Origin of the sequence: Neorhizobium huautlense (genome assembly GCF_002968575.1) — a bacterium.
In the GTDB taxonomy this organism is placed as follows: Bacteria; Pseudomonadota; Alphaproteobacteria; order Rhizobiales; family Rhizobiaceae; genus Neorhizobium; species Neorhizobium huautlense.
This window is the reverse complement of sequence record NZ_PVBM01000005.1, coordinates 103,987-120,847: the sequence shown is the minus strand read 5'-3', so window position 1 is coordinate 120,847 and position 16,861 is coordinate 103,987. Positions and strand designations below refer to the sequence as shown.

The 16,861-nt window shown below is 61.5% G+C and carries 19 protein-coding genes; 7 read left to right on the top strand and 12 right to left on the bottom strand.

Annotated features, from left to right (window positions below; genetic code table 11):
- The first annotated feature begins 25 nt into the window (after positions 1–25).
- Positions 26–1,531: a phospholipase D-like domain-containing protein gene (locus C5L12_RS07605; protein ID WP_105371576.1), complete on the top strand. Its 1,506-nt coding sequence runs from the start codon at positions 26–28 to the stop codon at positions 1,529–1,531.
- Here C5L12_RS07605 and C5L12_RS07600 read toward each other — a convergent pair.
- A complete protein-coding gene (locus C5L12_RS07600; protein ID WP_105371431.1) occupies positions 1,511–2,449 on the bottom strand; it encodes a putative bifunctional lysylphosphatidylglycerol flippase/synthetase in 939 nt (312 codons plus the stop codon). The genes C5L12_RS07605 and C5L12_RS07600 overlap by 21 nt on opposite strands.
- A 65-nt stretch (positions 2,450–2,514) precedes the next feature.
- Here C5L12_RS07600 and C5L12_RS07595 point away from each other — a divergent pair, with 65 nt between their 5' ends.
- Positions 2,515–3,267: an endonuclease/exonuclease/phosphatase family protein gene (locus C5L12_RS07595; RefSeq protein WP_105371430.1), complete on the top strand. Its 753-nt coding sequence runs from the start codon at positions 2,515–2,517 to the stop codon at positions 3,265–3,267.
- Between the two features lie 3 nt (positions 3,268–3,270).
- On the opposite strand, the gene C5L12_RS07590 is transcribed toward C5L12_RS07595, so the two are convergent.
- From C5L12_RS07590 to C5L12_RS07570, 5 genes are all read right to left on the bottom strand, one after another.
- The gene (locus C5L12_RS07590) at positions 3,271–3,951 is read right to left on the bottom strand and encodes a phosphoribosyltransferase (RefSeq protein WP_105371429.1); all 681 of its coding nucleotides are present in this window, start codon (positions 3,949–3,951) and stop codon (positions 3,271–3,273) included.
- 126 nt (positions 3,952–4,077) lie between these two features.
- Positions 4,078–4,320: a hypothetical protein gene (locus C5L12_RS07585; protein WP_105371428.1), complete on the bottom strand. Its 243-nt coding sequence runs from the start codon at positions 4,318–4,320 to the stop codon at positions 4,078–4,080.
- 21 nt (positions 4,321–4,341) lie between these two features.
- The gene (locus tag C5L12_RS07580; RefSeq protein ID WP_105371575.1) at positions 4,342–4,542 is read right to left on the bottom strand and encodes a hypothetical protein; all 201 of its coding nucleotides are present in this window, start codon (positions 4,540–4,542) and stop codon (positions 4,342–4,344) included.
- A 48-nt stretch (positions 4,543–4,590) separates the two neighbouring features.
- Positions 4,591–4,860 carry a hypothetical protein gene (locus tag C5L12_RS07575; protein WP_105371427.1) on the bottom strand — a complete coding sequence of 90 codons (270 nt, stop codon included), beginning with the start codon at positions 4,858–4,860 and terminating at the stop codon, positions 4,591–4,593.
- 254 nt (positions 4,861–5,114) lie between these two features.
- Positions 5,115–5,669 (bottom strand): helix-turn-helix domain-containing protein, encoded by a 555-nt coding sequence (locus C5L12_RS07570; protein ID WP_105371426.1) that lies wholly within the window; start codon positions 5,667–5,669, stop codon positions 5,115–5,117.
- A gap of 97 nt (positions 5,670–5,766) precedes the next feature.
- On the opposite strand from C5L12_RS07570, the gene C5L12_RS07565 reads away from it, so the two are divergent.
- Positions 5,767–7,128, top strand: a complete 1,362-nt coding sequence (locus C5L12_RS07565; protein ID WP_105371425.1) for an LLM class flavin-dependent oxidoreductase — start codon at positions 5,767–5,769, stop codon at positions 7,126–7,128.
- A gap of 1 nt (position 7,129) precedes the next feature.
- On the top strand, positions 7,130–8,365 hold the full coding sequence (locus C5L12_RS07560; RefSeq protein WP_105371424.1) for an MFS transporter: 1,236 nt from the start codon (positions 7,130–7,132) through the stop codon (positions 8,363–8,365).
- Here the strand turns inward: C5L12_RS07560 and C5L12_RS07555 are convergent, their stop codons facing one another.
- Genes C5L12_RS07555 through C5L12_RS07540 form a run of 4 tightly spaced genes read right to left on the bottom strand, consistent with a single transcriptional unit; the run spans position 8,366 to position 11,493 of the window.
- Positions 8,366–9,181 carry an ABC transporter permease gene (locus C5L12_RS07555; RefSeq protein ID WP_105371574.1) on the bottom strand — a complete coding sequence of 272 codons (816 nt, stop codon included), beginning with the start codon at positions 9,179–9,181 and terminating at the stop codon, positions 8,366–8,368.
- A gap of 4 nt (positions 9,182–9,185) precedes the next feature.
- The gene (locus tag C5L12_RS07550) at positions 9,186–9,899 is read right to left on the bottom strand and encodes an ABC transporter permease (RefSeq protein ID WP_105371423.1); all 714 of its coding nucleotides are present in this window, start codon (positions 9,897–9,899) and stop codon (positions 9,186–9,188) included.
- A 16-nt stretch (positions 9,900–9,915) separates the two neighbouring features.
- The gene (locus C5L12_RS07545) at positions 9,916–10,695 is read right to left on the bottom strand and encodes a transporter substrate-binding domain-containing protein (protein WP_105371422.1); all 780 of its coding nucleotides are present in this window, start codon (positions 10,693–10,695) and stop codon (positions 9,916–9,918) included.
- Between the two features lie 24 nt (positions 10,696–10,719).
- Positions 10,720–11,493, bottom strand: a complete 774-nt coding sequence (locus C5L12_RS07540; RefSeq protein ID WP_105371421.1) for an ABC transporter ATP-binding protein — start codon at positions 11,491–11,493, stop codon at positions 10,720–10,722.
- A gap of 283 nt (positions 11,494–11,776) precedes the next feature.
- On the opposite strand from C5L12_RS07540, the gene C5L12_RS07535 reads away from it, so the two are divergent.
- The 3 genes from C5L12_RS07535 to C5L12_RS07525 are packed head-to-tail and all read left to right on the top strand — an operon-like array spanning position 11,777 to position 15,246.
- The gene (locus C5L12_RS07535; RefSeq protein WP_105371420.1) at positions 11,777–12,424 is read left to right on the top strand and encodes a TetR family transcriptional regulator C-terminal domain-containing protein; all 648 of its coding nucleotides are present in this window, start codon (positions 11,777–11,779) and stop codon (positions 12,422–12,424) included.
- Between the two features lie 15 nt (positions 12,425–12,439).
- Positions 12,440–13,633 carry a pyridoxal phosphate-dependent aminotransferase gene (locus C5L12_RS07530; protein WP_105371419.1) on the top strand — a complete coding sequence of 398 codons (1,194 nt, stop codon included), beginning with the start codon at positions 12,440–12,442 and terminating at the stop codon, positions 13,631–13,633.
- Entirely contained in the window at positions 13,630–15,246 is a 1,617-nt protein-coding gene (locus tag C5L12_RS07525; protein WP_105371418.1) for a 5-guanidino-2-oxopentanoate decarboxylase, read from the top strand. The genes C5L12_RS07530 and C5L12_RS07525 overlap by 4 nt, the downstream gene beginning before the upstream one ends.
- Before the next feature lie 4 nt (positions 15,247–15,250).
- Here C5L12_RS07525 and C5L12_RS07520 read toward each other — a convergent pair whose 3' ends face one another.
- Both C5L12_RS07520 and C5L12_RS07515 read right to left on the bottom strand, forming a co-directional pair.
- On the bottom strand, positions 15,251–15,529 hold the full coding sequence (locus C5L12_RS07520) for a hypothetical protein (protein ID WP_105371417.1): 279 nt from the start codon (positions 15,527–15,529) through the stop codon (positions 15,251–15,253).
- Between the two features lie 42 nt (positions 15,530–15,571).
- Positions 15,572–16,843, bottom strand: coding sequence for a DUF763 domain-containing protein (locus C5L12_RS07515; protein ID WP_105371416.1), 1,272 nt, complete (start codon positions 16,841–16,843; stop codon positions 15,572–15,574).
- Positions 16,844–16,861: the final 18 nt, after the last annotated feature.

The following is a 16,861-nucleotide window of genomic DNA, read 5'->3' as shown; positions in this document are numbered from 1 at the left end:
GTCACCAAATCATCAGGTGGCGCAGGTGGACGTGAAAATACAATCCGATCAAACGACGCGAACCGTTCCCAAGGCGGAGCCGATCATTCGCCCGGGCCGCAATGCATGGGGCAGCGCGCGAGCGAAGAAACTCGCTTTCCTCGTCGACGGAGAGGAGTATTTTCTCCGGCTCGACCAAGTGCTTCGGCAGGCGGAACGCTCAATCTCCATCGTCGGCTGGGACTTCAACCCGGACATTCGTCTGAAAGTCCGAGAAGGAGATGAAGAGACGCTGGGGGAACTGCTTCGCAGACTTGTCGAGGAAAAGCCGGCGCTGCAGGTCCGTATCCTCGTCTGGGGAATGGGCCCGGTCTATTCCAGCAAGAGCCTCAAGATGTTTGGCAGGATGACCTGGAGCGATCATCCGCGCATTCGCGTTCATCTCGATTTCGAGCATCCCTTGCGGGCAAGCCACCACCAGAAGATCGTCGTCATCGACGACAAGACCGCCTTCCTGGGGGGCATCGATCTTACCGCCCGGCGCTGGGACGATCGCAGCCATGCGGCAGACCATCCACTGCGGCAATCGGCCGACGGCACGCCCTATGGACCGGTCCACGACATGCAGACGATCGTCAGCGGCGACACTGCCAGGCTGATCGGCGATGTGGCTCGCCGCCGGTGGAGGAAGACTACACGAGAAGTTCTGGAGCCCCTGGATATTACCGGAGAGGAGCCCTGGCCGGCGGACCTTGAGCCGGCGCTTACCCATTGCAATACCGGCCTTGCACTCACCGAACCCTGGAAATGGAAAGGCCGCCGCGGCCATCGCGAGGCGATCCGGTTGACGCACGACGCGCTAAAAGCCGCCAGGCACCATCTGTACATCGAGACGCAGTACCTCGCCTCCTTTGGCTTGGCGCGAACGCTCGCCAAGCAGCTTCGCAGAGCCGACGGCCCCGAGATTATCGTCGTCGTGACCCGAGAATCCCATGGCTTCCTGGAAAAGCTGATGATGGGGCACAACCGCAACCGACTGATCCGCCGCCTCAAGCGTGCGGACCGTTATGGCCGCCTGCGGGTCTTTTATGCCGTGGTGCCCAACGGCAAGGGGGGCGATCTGGAGGTGATCGTCCACTCCAAGGTCATCATTGTCGATAATTGCTTCGTTCGTGTGGGCTCCTCCAATCTGAACAACCGTTCGGAGGGCCTCGATACCGAGTGTGACCTGGCCATAGAGACCTATGACCCGGCGGGCCAGACGGCCGTCAACGCGCTGCGCAACGACCTTCTTGCCGAACATCTGGATGCGGAGCCGGCAGAAGTGGCGCGCCTCATCGAGGAAACTGGGTCGATGGTGCGTTCTGTCGACCGGCTCAACGTCAAGCCGCGCGGCCTCAGGCCGTTCGACGTCAATCCTGAAAAGGGTGAAACGCAGTCTCTGGTTGGCACCGGAATCATCGATCCCAAACAGCCCTTCTGGCCGATTCCGGAAATCAAAAATGCTCTGCGCCGCCTTTTCCTCCGCCTCTCACACCACCGTCTGCTCTGACAGCCTTCCAGCGCGATGCCGATAATAGGCTTCGGTCACTAGCAAGGTCGGGATCCCGATCCCCAGCGGCACGAAAAAGTAAAGCACCCGGAAGGCGATGAGAGCCCCGATGGAGGCCGTCGAAGGCAGAATGCTCAGCATGGTGGCTTCCAGTACGCCGAGTCCGCCGGGCACATGGCTGATCAGAGCGGCGATGTTGGCTGTGACATAGGTCGTCGCCACGGCAAGATAGCCGGTATCGGTGAAGCTCGCGAGAAGCTGATGAATAGCTGCCGCGACGGAGGCGAAGTTGAGGGTGCCGATGAGAATCTGGCCCAGCGCCAGCTTCAGCGGCGGCGGTTGGAATCTCCATGTTTTCAGATGGAGGGGCCGGTGCACGAAGGCACATACCAGCAGATAGGCGGACGGAAGCGCCAGACACAACATCCCGACGGCTCCTTTCACCCATCCATCCAGCCGGAACAGGTCCGTTTCCGGGGGCTGCAGCAGAAGTGCCAGGCCGGCAAGGGTGGCGAGCCCGAGCCCCACGGTGATACCGCAGAAGATGATGACCTTCGCCACATCTTCGGCGGTCAACCCCCAGCGCGAATAGAACCGATAGCGCACCGCGCCGCTGCTCAGGGCCGCCAGCCCGACATTGTGCCCGATGGACAGAGCAGTGAAGGAGGCGAGCGCAGTCTGCCGATATAAAAGCCTGCGGCCCGTGTAGGCGACAGCGAGCGTATCGAAGCCGGTAAGGCACAAATAGGAGAGGATGACGAAGAAAAAGGCGCTCATCAGTCGGATGCCGATAATCGCCTGAAGCGACTCCTCGATCTCGTCGAGAGTGTAGCGACCAAGGCTTCGGTAAAGCAGGAAGACCGCCACGCAGATTGCTGCACCGATTAAGAGCTTCAGCAGATGGCGTTTCGCAGGCATAAATCCTCCCGTTGCGGTTCTCCGACATCGGGAACGAAAACTTAGGTAAAGGTGTTCCCAGCGCTATGAACGATCGAACAACTCCTTCACCTTCCCGCAGGCGTCGCCTAAAAATCCTCAGTTACAACGTTCACAGCTGCATCGGCACCGACCGCAGGCTTGATCCGGCGCGGATCGCGGAGGTCATTGCTGCGGCAGAGCCGGATATCATCGGACTGCAGGAGCTGGATGTCGGCCGCGTTCGCACCGGCGGTGTCGACCAGGCCCACGCGATCGCTTCCCTGCTGCAGATGGAGTACCACTTCCATGCCGCCCTCAGCGTCGCGGAAGAGCGGTATGGCGACGCCATCCTGACAGCCCTGCCGGCAACAACGATAAAGGGCGCCGGCCTTCCATCGATCGGCGAGCAACGCGGCGCAGTCTGGGTCGAAATTGCGCTGGGCGATCACCGCCTGCAGGTCTTCAACACCCATCTCGGCCTGCGCGGACGCGAACGCATCCGGCAGATCAACACCCTTTTGGGGCCCTCATGGCTCGGCAACTCGGCCTGCCATAACAGGCCGGTGATCCTGATGGGAGATTTCAATGCAATACCGTCCACCGCCACCTATAAGGCTGCAGCGCGCCGCCTGGCGGATGTGCAGGTTGGATCCGGGGCGAAACCTAAGGCTACATTCCCGTCGCGCTATCCGCTGTTGAGGATCGATCACATATTCGTCTCCCAGGAGGTCAAGCCCGTGGAGACGCAGGTTATCTCGGCGCCGCTTGCCCGCCGCGCCTCCGATCACCTGCCTCTGCTGACGACGGTCGAGATATGACCCTCAATGGATCATCCGCGTCAGCCGCCGGGCATCCTTCAAGAGGCGCACGACGTCCTGATCGGTGGTTTCGGTGAAATCCTGGTAATAGCGCCTGACCGCATCGAGATGTTCCGGGGTCGACAGGCAGATGATCTCGTCGACCTCATCGCGCAAGATTTCCAGAAAAGCCCGCGGGGCAACCGGCACGGCGACCCGGATGGAACGCACGCCCATCTCTTTCAGCGCATGGATGCCGGCTCGGATGGAGCCTCCGTTGGCAATGCCGTCATCGACCAGAATGACGTCTTGACCCGCATGGTCGTGATCCTCCGGTTCGTCTTCGCCGAAATAGATCCGATGACGACGCTCGATTTCGGCGAGCTGATGGTCTTTTTCGCTCACCAGATAACCCGGTGGGATCTGGAAATGCCGGGCTGCCTCCTCGTTGACCACGACATAAGGTTCCTTGCCGTCCACCACGGCGCCTATGCCGTATTCGGGATGACCGGGAGCTGCGATCCTGCGGACGATCAGGAGATCGAGGGGTGCTCCGAGCCTTTGAGCGATCTCGAAGGCCACGGGCACGCCGCCGCGGGGCAGTGCCATGACGACGGGAGCGCGTAGCGGCATCCCCTTCATCGCTTCCGCTAGCTGCCTGCCGGCATCCTCGCGATCGGAAAAAGTTGCGCCTGAACCGAACATGTTATCCTCCCACCACATGTGGCGCGGCCACCAGCCGCGCCGTCGCTTCCTCCAACCCTATGTCATCATAACACCGGGCGGCGTCGGACAACACCGGGATTGTCGTTCGGTTCCATTCACTGAAAGTCAGGAGCCGCTACCCTTGTGGTGTTCGCTTTCCTGGTTGCGGCCGCGGATAATGGCAGGATCATCCTTCATCGAAACATCCGCCGCCCGCATGTCCAGATTGTCACCTTTTCGAAAGGCCTCGCGGGCTGCGTCACTGCGATTCAGGTCTGCCTTGGGATCGAAATCCTTGCCCGCATTCGCGGTATTGACGCCCTTTTGAAGGATATCCCGCTGCTGCTGGTGGGTCTTGTTGCCTTGCATGGTCGGTTCCTCCTGACCTCGCTATTTGTTGGCGCGACCGCGCTGATTGGGGTCGACGCCGCCGAAACGGTTGGTGTCGTTGCCGACATCGCCCTCGTCGGTGTTTTCCCCGATGATTTCGTCATTGCCGTCGAAACGGTTCAGCCCTTTCGACTGGCCGATACCGGGGTCGGCTTTGAGATCGGCGTCACTTGGCCGAACGGTCTTGAAGTGCTTGGACATATCGTGCTCCTTTCGGGCAATCAGCCGCAGCATTTGAGCTGCAGACCGTCAGTGCTTCGTGCGAGAGACAAACTTGTTGAAACGGCTGGTTTTGCCCGCTTCCGTTTCTTCCTGGTAGAGGAAGGCGAGCTTGTTCTCGTCGAAGATCGAGAAGAAATCCTCCCATGCGATTTCCTCCAGGGACTCTTCCGGCTTACCGAAATCGACACGCAGGATACCGCCCTCCTCGGCGCCTTTCACGCGGGCCGGGTGACCGCCGCGTTCCTCGATCCACTGCCGGATTTCCTTGTGGCTGGTGGTTTCTACGGCTTTGCTCATAGTGTTCTTCTCCCTGTCTTCTCAGTGCAAAACCGATGCCCTTGAGGATTGTTCCGCGCAAAGGGCGATTGAAAAATCGGCGGAACAAAACTCACGATTACGTGTTCATGGCCTGTCGGGCGCCGAACCTCCACGCGGCCGACAGCGTCATAAGTACCCTCCCCACTTGGCGCCTCCCCCGCGGGAGGCGCCTCTTTCTTTCGGGGGTTCGGCTTTCAGGGTTCGGGCGATCAACGCCCATCGAGCGTGGCGCGCTAACGGCGCGTCAGCGCCACGACATAGCGGGTGGGTTCGGTTCCGGGGTTAAAGAAGGAGCAATCGGCCGGCGATCCGAGAAGCAGGCAATCACCCTCCGAGAGATGATGCAGCACTGCCCCTTCCTGGAAATCGAGCTTTCCGGAAAGAACCCAGATCTGCTGATGCTGGAAGGCGAAGGCCGATGCCGGGTAAGGCACTCGTACATGGGGAGGCAAGAACACTTCGATCAGCTCAAGCATCGAGTTCGGCGGCGAAACTGCCCGGCGCGTATAACCCGTCTCGGGATCGGTCCAGACCGGCTGCTCGCGATGCGGAGCCATCCGCTCCCGTTCCCTTTCCGCGAGCGCCAGCAACACCGAAAGCGGCAAGCCGAAGGCGCCGGAAAGCCGGCCAAGCACCGTGGCGGTCGGACTTGCCTCACTGCGTTCGATCTTGCTGATCATCGCTTTGGAGACCCCGGAACGCTCCGCCAGCTCGGCCAATGACCAGGCGCGGGCCTCCCGCTCCATTTTCAATCTTTTCGCGATCGCTTGAACCGGATCCTGTTCCATCTTCCGTTCCGCTTGCCTTCTCAGGCTCGTCTTCTATAGTAGACGAGATAATCCTATAAGAGACGCACAGGGACTGCAACGACATAAGGGGAACTTCGTGGCGCGCGAAATTCGGTTCAATGCTTTCGATATGAATTGCGTCGGGCATATCCAGCAAGGGCTTTGGGCGCATCCTGGCGATCAGTCGCATCGATATACGCAGCTTCGCTACTGGACGGATTATGCAAAGAGGCTCGAGGCCGGCTTGTTCGAAGGCATCTTCCTCGCGGATGTCGTTGGGGTCAACGACGTCTACGGCGGCAGCGGCGCGGCCGCTCTCAAAGGCGCCGTTCAGGTGCCGGTCAACGATCCGATGCTGCTGGTGCCGGCGATGGCGGCAGTCACCGATCATCTTTGCTTCGGCATTACCGCCAATCTGACCTACGAACCGCCTTTCCTTTTCGCAAGGCGCATGTCGACGCTGGATCATCTGACCGGCGGCCGCATCGGCTGGAACATCGTCACCGGCTATCTCGACAGCGCAGCACGCGCGATCGGCCTCGACACGCAGGCCGCACATGACGATCGCTATGACCTCGCGGATGAATATATGGAGGTGATGTACAAGCTGCTGGAGGGCAGTTGGGAGGATGATGCGGTAGTGTTCGATCCGCTGGACCACGTCTATGCCGACCCGGCCAAGGTCCACAAGGTTCACCACCATGGCAAGCAGTACCGTATCGACGCGCTGCACCTTTGCGAGCCTTCGCCGCAACGCACGCCCGTTCTCTATCAGGCCGGTTCCTCGATCCGCGGCCGGCAATTTGCAGCCACCCATGCCGAATGCGTCTTCGTCAACGGCCAGAAGATCGAGGGGATTAAAGGCATCGTCGACGACATCCGTGCCCGCGCCATGGAATACGGACGCAAGGCCGAGGACGTGAAGGTTTTCATGGGCGCGACAATCGTCACCGGCAGGACGGAAAAGGAAGCCCGCGAAAAATTCGAGGATTATCGGGCTTATGTCAGCTCGGAGGGCGCACTCGTCCATGCCGCGGGCTCGCTCGGCATCGACTTTTCGAAATACGACCTTGATGAGCCGATCGAGACGGGCAAGAGTTCCGCGATCGTCTCCAATGTGGAAGCGATGACCCGGACTGCCGGGCCGCAATGGACCAAGCGCAAGCTGCTGGAACAGATGGTGCTCGGCAGCCGGCAGACCCCGATGATCGGTTCGGCCGAACAGATCGCCGACAATCTCGCCGACTGGATGAGCCAGTCCGGCGTCGACGGCTTCAATCTGTCGCGCACCGTCGTCCCGGAGTGCTTTGACGATATCATCGAACTGGTGATCCCGATCCTGCAGGAACGCGGACTCTACAAGACCAGCTATCGCGAAGGCACATTTCGTGAAAAGCTATTCGGATCGCCACGGCTGCCCGACAGGCACGTCGCCGCTAGATATCGAACGACTGGATGAGATGAGTACGGCCACGTCTCCTGAACCGCAGCTACAAGGCCGCTGGGGCATGCTGGCAGTTCTCTGCCTTGCCGTGGTGCTCTCCTTCTCCACCTGGTTTTCGGCAAACGCCATCGCACCGGAACTGAGACGCGCCTGGTCGCTGTCGGAAGGTGCTGCCGCATGGCTTACAAACGGCGTCCAGATCGGGTTCGTCATCGGCGCCCTCTCGGCGAGTTTCTTCAACCTGCCGGACCTCATCCGCATGAACCGGCTGATGGCCGCATCCGCCCTTCTCGCGGCGCTCTCCAACGCTGCCGTGCTTCTGGAACCAGGCCCTGCAGGCGCAGTCTTCTGCAGGATAGTGACCGGCTTTGCGCTCGCCGGCGTCTATCCGCCAGCGCTGAAGCTGGTGGCGACCTGGTTCGTCTCGGGCCGCGGCCTGGCGCTTGCCGGTGTCATCGGAGCGATCACCGCTGGATCTTCCCTGCCGCATCTCTTCCGCGGTGTGTCTTCGGCCGTCGATTGGCAGAATGTCGTAGTTCTTTCGAGCAGCGCCACGCTGGTCGGTGCAGCCGTTTTTCTCTTCTTCACCCGAGAAGGCCCCTATCCCTTCGGCAAGGCGCTGTTCGATCCGCGCCAGATCGGCCGGGTGTTGAAGGACCGCAACCTGCTTCTGGTGAACGGCGGCTATCTTGGGCATATGTGGGAACTTTATGCGATGTGGGCCTGGCTTCTCGCCTATCTGACAGCAGCATTCGGCAACGGCGGCAGCGGGATCAACAGCGAAGCCTCACTACTGACTTTTGCAGCCGTAGCCTCAGGCGTCGTAGGCTGCTTCGCCGGAGGAGCGCTTTCCGACCGTTTCGGCCGCACCGCAACGACGGCGGGAATGATGATCGTCTCCGGCTCCTGCGCGCTCCTGATCGGCCTCGTCTTCGACGGCCCCTTCTGGCTGCTGACGCTGGTGGTTGTCATCTGGGGCATCTCGATCATCGGAGATTCCGCGCAGTTTTCGACCGCGGTCACCGAGCTTGCCGACCGCAGCTACATTGGTACCGCGCTGTCGCTGCAGATGGGTATGGGTTTTGCACTTACGATCTTCATGATCTGGCTGATGCCGCATGTGGCGGACTTTTTTGGCGGCTGGCGGTGGGCCTTTGTCGTCCTTGCGGTCGGACCGATATTCGGCACGGTCTCGATGCTGGTCTTGCGGCGCAGACCCGACTCCCTGCGGCTCGCCGGCGGAAGGCGCTGATCAGGCGCCGCGGGTCGGTATGCGACGCTCTAGAAGATGAAACCCTCCAACGAGAGCGCCCGTCAGACAAAGATAAATCAGCGCAAGCAAAAGCAACGGCTCATAGGTGAGAAAGGTATCCTGCCGAACTTTCGATATCACCGCATAAACGTCGACCACGGTGATGGTTGCAACGAGTGGCGTCGACTTGAGTTGCAGGACCGTTTCCCCCGCAAGCGTCGGCAGCGCCCGGTGGATCGCACGCGGCAGCCAGATGCGACGAAACACCGTCCACCGGCTCATGCCGAAGGCCCGCGCGGCCTCCAGTTCTCCGCGCGGCACACCGGCAAAGGCACCCCGCATCACTTCGCCCTCATAGGCCGCGAACGACAGCATCAGCGCGGTGAAGCCGTAAGGCCAGGCCTGTCGCAGATAAGGCCAAAGGAAAGACGAGCGGATTTCCGGATATTGCGCAAAGAGCGAACCGAGGCCGTAATAGAGGAGCCAGAGCTGCAGCAGCAGCGGCGTGCCGCGGATGATCGTACAAAAGCCTTTGGCAAGCCAGGCAAGCGGACGCGGTCCCGTCACCTGCACCAGTCCGATCGGCAGCGCCAGCAGGAAACCGATGACGGAGGTCCAGAACAGCATGACCAACGTCTGCCAGACGCCGTACACCAGCCGTGGCCCGTATTTCGGCAGCCAGTCCCAGCGCAGAAGCCAGGCGGCGCAGAGGACGATCATCAGGAATACCGCCGCCAGGAACAGCCGGTGCGGCTCGAGCAGGCTGCGCGCCTTTGGCGGAATGTAAATCGGCAGAATAGACGTTTCTTCACTCATGCCGTCAGACCGTGCGTGGCATGCCGCGCCGCGCATGCCTTTCGATGAAGCCGATGATGATGTTCGAAAAGAGCGTCACCAGGAGATAGAGGACGCCAGCCGCAAGGTAGAAGGTCATATAGGCTTTGGTAGAACCGGCGGCCTGCCGGGTAACCAGCGTCAGTTCGCTGAAGCCGACGACCGCCAGCAGCGCAGTATCCTTGGTAGCGATCATCCAGAGATTGGAAAGGCCTGGAATGGCGTAAGGCAGCATGGCGGGCAGCGTGACGCGCCGGAGCGCCTGGAACGGCGACATGCCATAGGCGCACGCCGCCTCGATCTGGCCTGACGGCACAGCCTTGATCGCGCCACGCAGCACCTCGGTCGAATAGGCGCCCTGCACGACGCCGATGACGAAGATGCCGGCCGCAAGCCCGCTGATATCCACCGCCGGCAGGCCGATCAACAGAAAGAGCTGGTTCACGGCATCCGTCCCCGCATAATAGAGCAGCAGGATCAGCACCAGTTCCGGCACGGCGCGGGTGAGGGTCGTGTAGATTTCGAGCAGATCACGCAGGATCGGCCCGCCATAAAGCTTGCCGAAAGCGCCGCCGACCCCGATGACGAGGCCGAGCAGATAGCCGCCTGCGGCAAGTTCAAGAGAGGCCAGCAGCCCGCCGAGAAGGACGCCGCCCCAGCCGGGCGGCGAGAGAGCGAGGATGTCGAGGTTGAACGGCATGGGCCGTCGCTACCGCTCAGCCGCCATAAATGTCGAAATCGAAGTACTTCTTCGAGAACTTGTCGTAGGTGCCGTTGGCGCGGATCGCCTTGATCGCCGCATTGATCTTCGTCTTGAGTTCCGTCTCGCCCTTACGCAGACCGACACCGACGCCGGCACCGAGGATAGCCGGATCGTCCTTTACATTGCCCTTGAGGTCGCAGCACTTGCCGGCATCGGAGGCAAGGAAGGCGTCGAGCGCAATGGCATCGGCCTGAACCGCATCCAGCCGTCCGGCCGCGAGATCCTGGTTCGCCTCATCCTGCGTCTGGTATTCCTTGATCTCGGTGGCCCCTGCGGCGAAATATTTGTTCGCATATTCCTGATGGACGGTCGAAACCTGAACGCCGATGATCTTGCCTTTGAGACCGTCCGGCGTGGCGTCGAACTTTTCGGTCTTGGGCCCAACGATACCAGTCGGCGTGTTATAGTATTTGTCGGAGAAATCGATCGTCTTCTGGCGCTCCTCCGTGATCGACATGGAGCCGACGATCATGTCGATCTTCTTGGTGGTAAGCGCCGGGATGATGCCGTCCCAGGCGATCGGCGTCGGAATGCATTTAAGTTTTGCCTCGGCGCACATCGCCTCCATGAAATCGATTTCCCACCCGACCCATTTGCCGCTCGCATCCGGCGAGGTGAACGGCGGATAAGGCTCAGCCGCAAAGCCCACCTTGACTTCCTGCGCCTGGGCAGCGCCCAGGGCCGCGGCACCGACAGCAATCGCCAAGGCAACCATCTTAATGATCTTCTTCATGATTTTCCCCTTTTCTTGTTTTGGTCAATGAATGGAGCTGATGAATTTCTTGAGCCGCTCCGACTTGGGAGCACCGAACATGACCTCGGGCGGCCCCTGTTCCTCGATGAGGCCGTTGTCTAGGAAAACGACGTGGTTCGAGACCTCGCGGGCGAATTTCATCTCATGGGTGACGAGGATCATCGTCCGTTTCTCGCGGGCCAGATCGCCGATGACCGACAGCACTTCGCCGACCAGTTCCGGATCGAGTGCCGAGGTCGGCTCGTCGAACAGCATAACCAGCGGCTGGATGGCGAGCGCCCGGGCAATCGCGGCCCGCTGCTGCTGGCCACCGGAGAGGAAGGCGGGATAGGCGTCACGCTTCTCGTAAAGCCCGACCCGGCGCAGCAACGTCTCGGCGATCTCGATTGCCTTGTCCTTCGGCTGCCCCAGCACATGTACCGGCACTTCGATGACATTCTGCAGCACCGTCATGTGCTGCCACAGATTGAAGCTCTGGAAGACCATACCGAGCCGGGAGCGGATCCGCTGCACCTGCCGACGGTCGGACGGCGCCAGCCCGCCATGGCCATCCTTCTTCATCGCGATGGTTTCACCATGAATTGTGATCGTCCCCGCGCTCGGCAGCTCCAGCATGTTGATGCAGCGCAGAAAGGTGGACTTTCCTGAACCGCTGCCGCCGATGATGGCGATCACGTCTCCCTGACGGGCAGTCAGCGAGACGCCCTTCAGCACTTCCAACGGACCGAAACGTTTATGCAGGTTCGCGACTTCTATGGCCTGCGCCGAATCCGTCATGGATAGCCTTAACCGCCGGCCAAGAACCGGCCGGTCACACGATTTCGCACTGTTCCCCCAGCTTATGATTTTGGGCTCGCGGCGCTGGTAACGCGGCCTTGTGGAAAGAAGTCTGGCACTTGTGCGGAAATTATTCAACTGTATAATAACACCGAAATCGAAAAAGAGCGGCACCGTCCGACTCGACTTCCCAGGTAATGGACACCATGACCGCTTACGGCTCTCGAGCAATCTCCACGTCTTTGATGCGTGATAGAAACGGATGGCCGCTTGAGGTCCAGAAATGACGTCGAGCAGACGCAGCTACCACCGGGCGAGCGAGGCCGAGCGACGTGAGGACCTGATCCTTGCCACGCTCGACTGCATAGCCGAGTTCGGCATCCAGGGCGCGACGGTGCGCCAGATCGCCACGCGCGCCGGCGTTACCGGGGGGCTGATCCGGCATTATTTCGCCGGCAAGGACCAGATGCTGCAGGCCGCCTACCGCAAGGTGATGACGGGCATGACGGAAACCGCGATCACTGCAGCGATCGAAGGCGAGACCGCCAAGGCTCGACTGCGCCGCTTCATCGTCGCCAACGTCACGCCACCGGTCACGGACCCGCGCACCCTCTCGCTCTGGGCGGCCTTCATCAGCCATATCCAGATCGATCCGAGTTTTGCCGCCATTCACCGCGAAAACTACTTCGCCTTTCTGGAAGCGCTGGAGACCCTACTGACCGCCTTCTTTGCGGAGCAGAACCGGGAGGTCAGCTCGAAGGAATGCCGCGCGCATGCCATTGCACTCAACGCGCTGGTGGACGGCCTCTGGCTTGAAGGAACGCTGGCTGCCGACATGTTCGCCGAGAAGGAACTGGCTGGGAATGCCCTGATATCCGTGGAAGCGCTGCTGCGTCTCGAACCCGGCGAACTTTCTGCGGACGAACGATAACAAAAGGAAAAACCGATGCGCTATGCCTCGATCACCGACCGTCTCGCCCATCTCGGTTCCGGCCGTTGGGCGCTCCATCTCGCTGCCCGGCGCATGAAGGCCTCCGGCGAGGAGATTATCGAGCTCACGATCGGCGAACCGGACCTCGCGCCCGACAAGGCGCTGCTAGACGAGGCTGCCCGCGCCATGTATGCAGGCCGGACCCGTTATTCCAACGGCCGCGGCGAACCTCCGGTGCTCGAAGCGCTGGTCGAGAAATACGCGAAGCGCCGGCCCGGCGTCACAGAACGCAATTTTCTCTGCTTCCCCGGCACCCAGACGGCGCTTTACGGCGTCATGACCGGTCTTGTCGAAGCCGGCGACGGCGTGCTGGTCGGCGACCCGCTTTACGCGACCTATGAAGGCGTCATTGCCTCCACCGGCGCGCATATGATCCCCGTGCCGCTTCGGCCGGAGAAGAAGTTCCACCTGCAGGCAGAAGATCTCGAACGGGCAGTGACTCCGGAAGCCCGCGTACTGCTGCTCAATACGCCGCACAATCCGACCGGCGCAGTTCTGACGGCTGCGGAAATCGTAAAGATCGGCGAAGTCTGCCGGCGCCACGATCTCTGGATCGTCTGCGACGAGGTCTACGAGCAACTGATTTTCGAAGGCACGCCCTTCGCCTCTCCGTTCGACCTGCCGGAGCTTGCGGAGCGGACGATTGTGGTTTCCTCGATCTCCAAATCTCATGCCGCCCCGGGCTTCCGCAGCGGCTGGGCGGCGGGTCCGGAGGAATTTTGCGAAAAGCTTCTGCCTGTTTCGGAGACCATGCTGTTCGGTGTGCAACCTTTCATCTCCGACATGACGGCCATGGCTCTCTCGCAGCACTTCGACACCGCCGACATCATGCGCGAAAACTATCGTCGACGTGCCGAGATCGTCGCGAAGATGTTTGCCGGCAGCAATCTGGTCAAGCCGATGCCTCCGGAAGGCGGCATGTTCATCCTTCTCGACGTGACGTCGACCGGCCTCGGCGGCGAGGAATTTGCCTGGGAACTGCTGCATCAAGAAAAGGTCGCGGTCATGCCCGGTTCCTCGTTCGGAGATCAGGCCGCCGGCTTCCTGCGCATTTCGCTGACCATGCCCGATGACGTGCTCGAAACGGCGATGGGGCGCATCGGCGACCTCGCAAGCCGCCTGGTGTCACGCAAGGAAAAGCGCGCATGAGCGGCAACCTGAAGACCGTCGGCGAGACGCTGATCGATCTTCTGGAAGCCAATGGCGTGGATGTCGTCTTCGGTATTCCCGGCGTCCACACCGTCGAACTCTATCGCGGGCTCGCCGCCTCGAAAATCCGTCACGTGACGCCGCGCCACGAACAGGGCGCGGGCTTCATGGCGGACGGTTATGCCCGCGTCAGCGGCAAGCCGGGCGTGTGCCTCGTCATCACCGGGCCGGGGCTGACCAACATCATCACGCCCATGGCGCAGGCCTATCAGGATTCCGTGCCCATGCTGGTGATCTCGGGCGTCAACGCGCGCGCCACGCTCGGTCATGGCCGCGGCCGGCTTCACGAACTGCCGGACCAGCGCGGCATGATGGCGACGCTGGCGCTGATGTCGCATACGCTGCACAACCCTGAAGACCTGGGCGACGTAATGGAACGGGCTTTCGCGATCCTCCGTTCGGGAAGGCCGGGGCCGGTGCATATCGAAATCCCGACCGATGTGATGGCGGCGCGCATCAAGGCGCCACGCCTGCGTAACGTTGCGGCGAGCCGCCCACGCGCCGAGGCCGTGACGATCGATGAAGCCGCTCGCCGTTGCCTTGCAGCCCACCGGCCTGTGATCCTGGTGGGCGGCGGCGCTGTACCGGCGGCGAAGGACATTCTGACGCTCGCCGAACGGCTGGACGCACCGCTGGTGACAACCACCAATGCCCGCGGCGCTTTCGCGCATCACCCGCTGTCCGTACCGGCGAGCCCCAGCGTGAAATCCGTGCGGAAATTGATTGCGGATGCCGATCTGGTTCTCGCCTTCGGCACTCAGATGGGACAGACAGACTACGATATGTATGGGAACGGCGGTTTTCCGGAGCTGAAGAACCTGATCCGCGTGGATATCGACGCCGCCCAGCTGGCTCGCGGCCCGCAGGCGGCGCTTTCGATCCTCTCTTCCGCGGAAAACGCCGCATCCGACCTCCTGGCTGCAATCGGATCCGGCAACCGCCGGCAGTCTGACGGAGCGGGGCGGGCAAACGAGACCCGGCTGGCCGCACGGGCAGAACTGACACCGAAGATGCGCGTCGAGATCAGCATCCTGAACATCGTCCGCGATACCCTGCCCGGCGCGATCATCGTCGGCGACAGTACGCAGGCTGTTTATGCGGGGAACCTCTATTATGAAGCGGGCCGGCCGCATGGCTGGTTTAATGCCGCGACCGGTTACGGCGCGCTTGGCTACGGTCCTCCGGCCGCCGTGGGCGCAGCGATTGCCGAACCGGAAACGCCGGTCGTCTGCGTGACGGGCGATGGTGGGTTTCAGTTTACCCTGGCGGAGATGGGCTCGGCGAAGGATGCCGGGTCAAACGTCATCTTCCTCGTCTGGAACAACGACGGTTATCAGGAGATCGAGACCTACATGGTCGAAAACGGCATCGAGCCGGAAGGCGTAAAACCTTCTCCGCCCGATTTCCTGAAGATCGCCGAGGCTTACGGTCTGCCCTCGGTGCGCCTTGGGGACATCAAAGAATTGCCGGCGGCTCTTGAGAATTTCCGCCGGCTTGAAGGCCCGTCGCTGATCGAAATCCATCAGACGAAAACGGTCGGCGCGACTGCCTGAACTGTCAGTGCTTGTCCTTGCGTCCGCTCTGCTCGGCGACCGCATCTGCCTGCGTCTCGATATCGTAAGGCACTGTCTGACCGGCGTCGCCCGCGTCAGCAACACGGCCCGCCGGATTGCCGGGACCTTCCGCATCCCAGACCTTTCGGGCCTTGTTGAGATCAGCGGTCGATGGATCGGGGTACTTCTTCGAAGTTTCCTCGCCGGTACCGGAGCTTTTGGCGATGTTCGGACGGCTATTGCCGAAACGGGCGGCTTCCCGGTTGGCATCATTGCGTTCCATGATGATCCTCCTTTTGGTTCTATCGAGAACCATCGGGAGACATCATCGTTCCCCCTTAGCGCCGCGCTTTTCGGCCGATTCTTCGGGCGCCGGTTCGAAACCGAAGACGCTGCGGCCTCCCCATTCATGGGATTTTCGAAATTCGCCGGCGACGATCTCCTTCAAGTCTGGACCTGTGACATAGCGCTCGAGCTGCCGGGCTTGATCGTCGAGCCGCTTCAGAGCCTGCAGTTCCTCCTCCCGGCCAAGCTTCGCCTGGCCGACGGCCGATTTCATCACCTTGATGGTCTCGTCATAGACCTTGATCGGCACAGGAAAAGGATGCCGGTCCTTGCCGCCATGAGCGAGCGAAAAACGGGCCGGATCGGAAAATCGGCAAGGCGCGCCGTGCACGACCTCTGCCACCATGGCAAGCGCCTGAACCGTACGCGCGCCGACACCGGGCGTCAGAAGCAGCTGCTCGAAATCTTCCGGTCCTCGGTCGGCTGCGGCGGCGAGCGTGCCATGCAGCCGCTTCATGTTGACGTCGTCCTCCCGGACGTCGTGATGCGCCGGCATGACGAGATGCGGCAGCATCGGCTGCGCCAGATCTTTTGCTTTGCGCGCCGGATCGAGCGCAATCACCTCGCGAACGATGCGGTCCGGCCCCAATGAGGAAAGAAGATCCAACTGGCCCTTTCGCGAAGCATCGGCCCGGTGGTCGGCGAGGTTGACGATCTCGCCCTGCCTGCGGCCTTCGATCGCCGCGTGCGGTGAATCCACGAAACTCGTAATGCCTTCTGACAGCCAGTGGTAGCGCCGCGCCTGGCGTCTGTCGCCGTTCATGCCTTGCTGCACCACAACCCATTTGCCGTCGTCGGTAACGATGAAGCCGTGCAGGTAGAGGTCGAAACCATCCTGCACGGCGGCGCTATCCACCTTGGCGACCAGCCGGCTGGTCGTCGCAAGCCCGCAGCCGTCGATGCCGACCCGGTTGCCGACGGCGATCAGTTCGTCCGGCGTCTTGCGGGAATTCTGGCCGCGCCCGCCGCAGACATGGATGCCAAGCTCGCCGGAAAGCGGCGTCAGGCCGCGCTTCAAGGCGCCGATGACGCTGGTGGTGATGCCCGAAGAGTGCCAGTCCATGCCCATGACCGAGCCGAAGGACTGGAACCAGAAGGGATGCGCCAGCCGCCGCATGAACTCGTCGCGCCCATAATGGATGACGATCGCCTGCGCGATGACCGCCCCGAGTTTCGTCATCCGCTCGCCCAGCCAGGGGGGAACACGGCCGCCGTGAAGCGGGAGATCGGCACTTCCTGCTCTTTGAACCATGATCCGCTTATATACGGA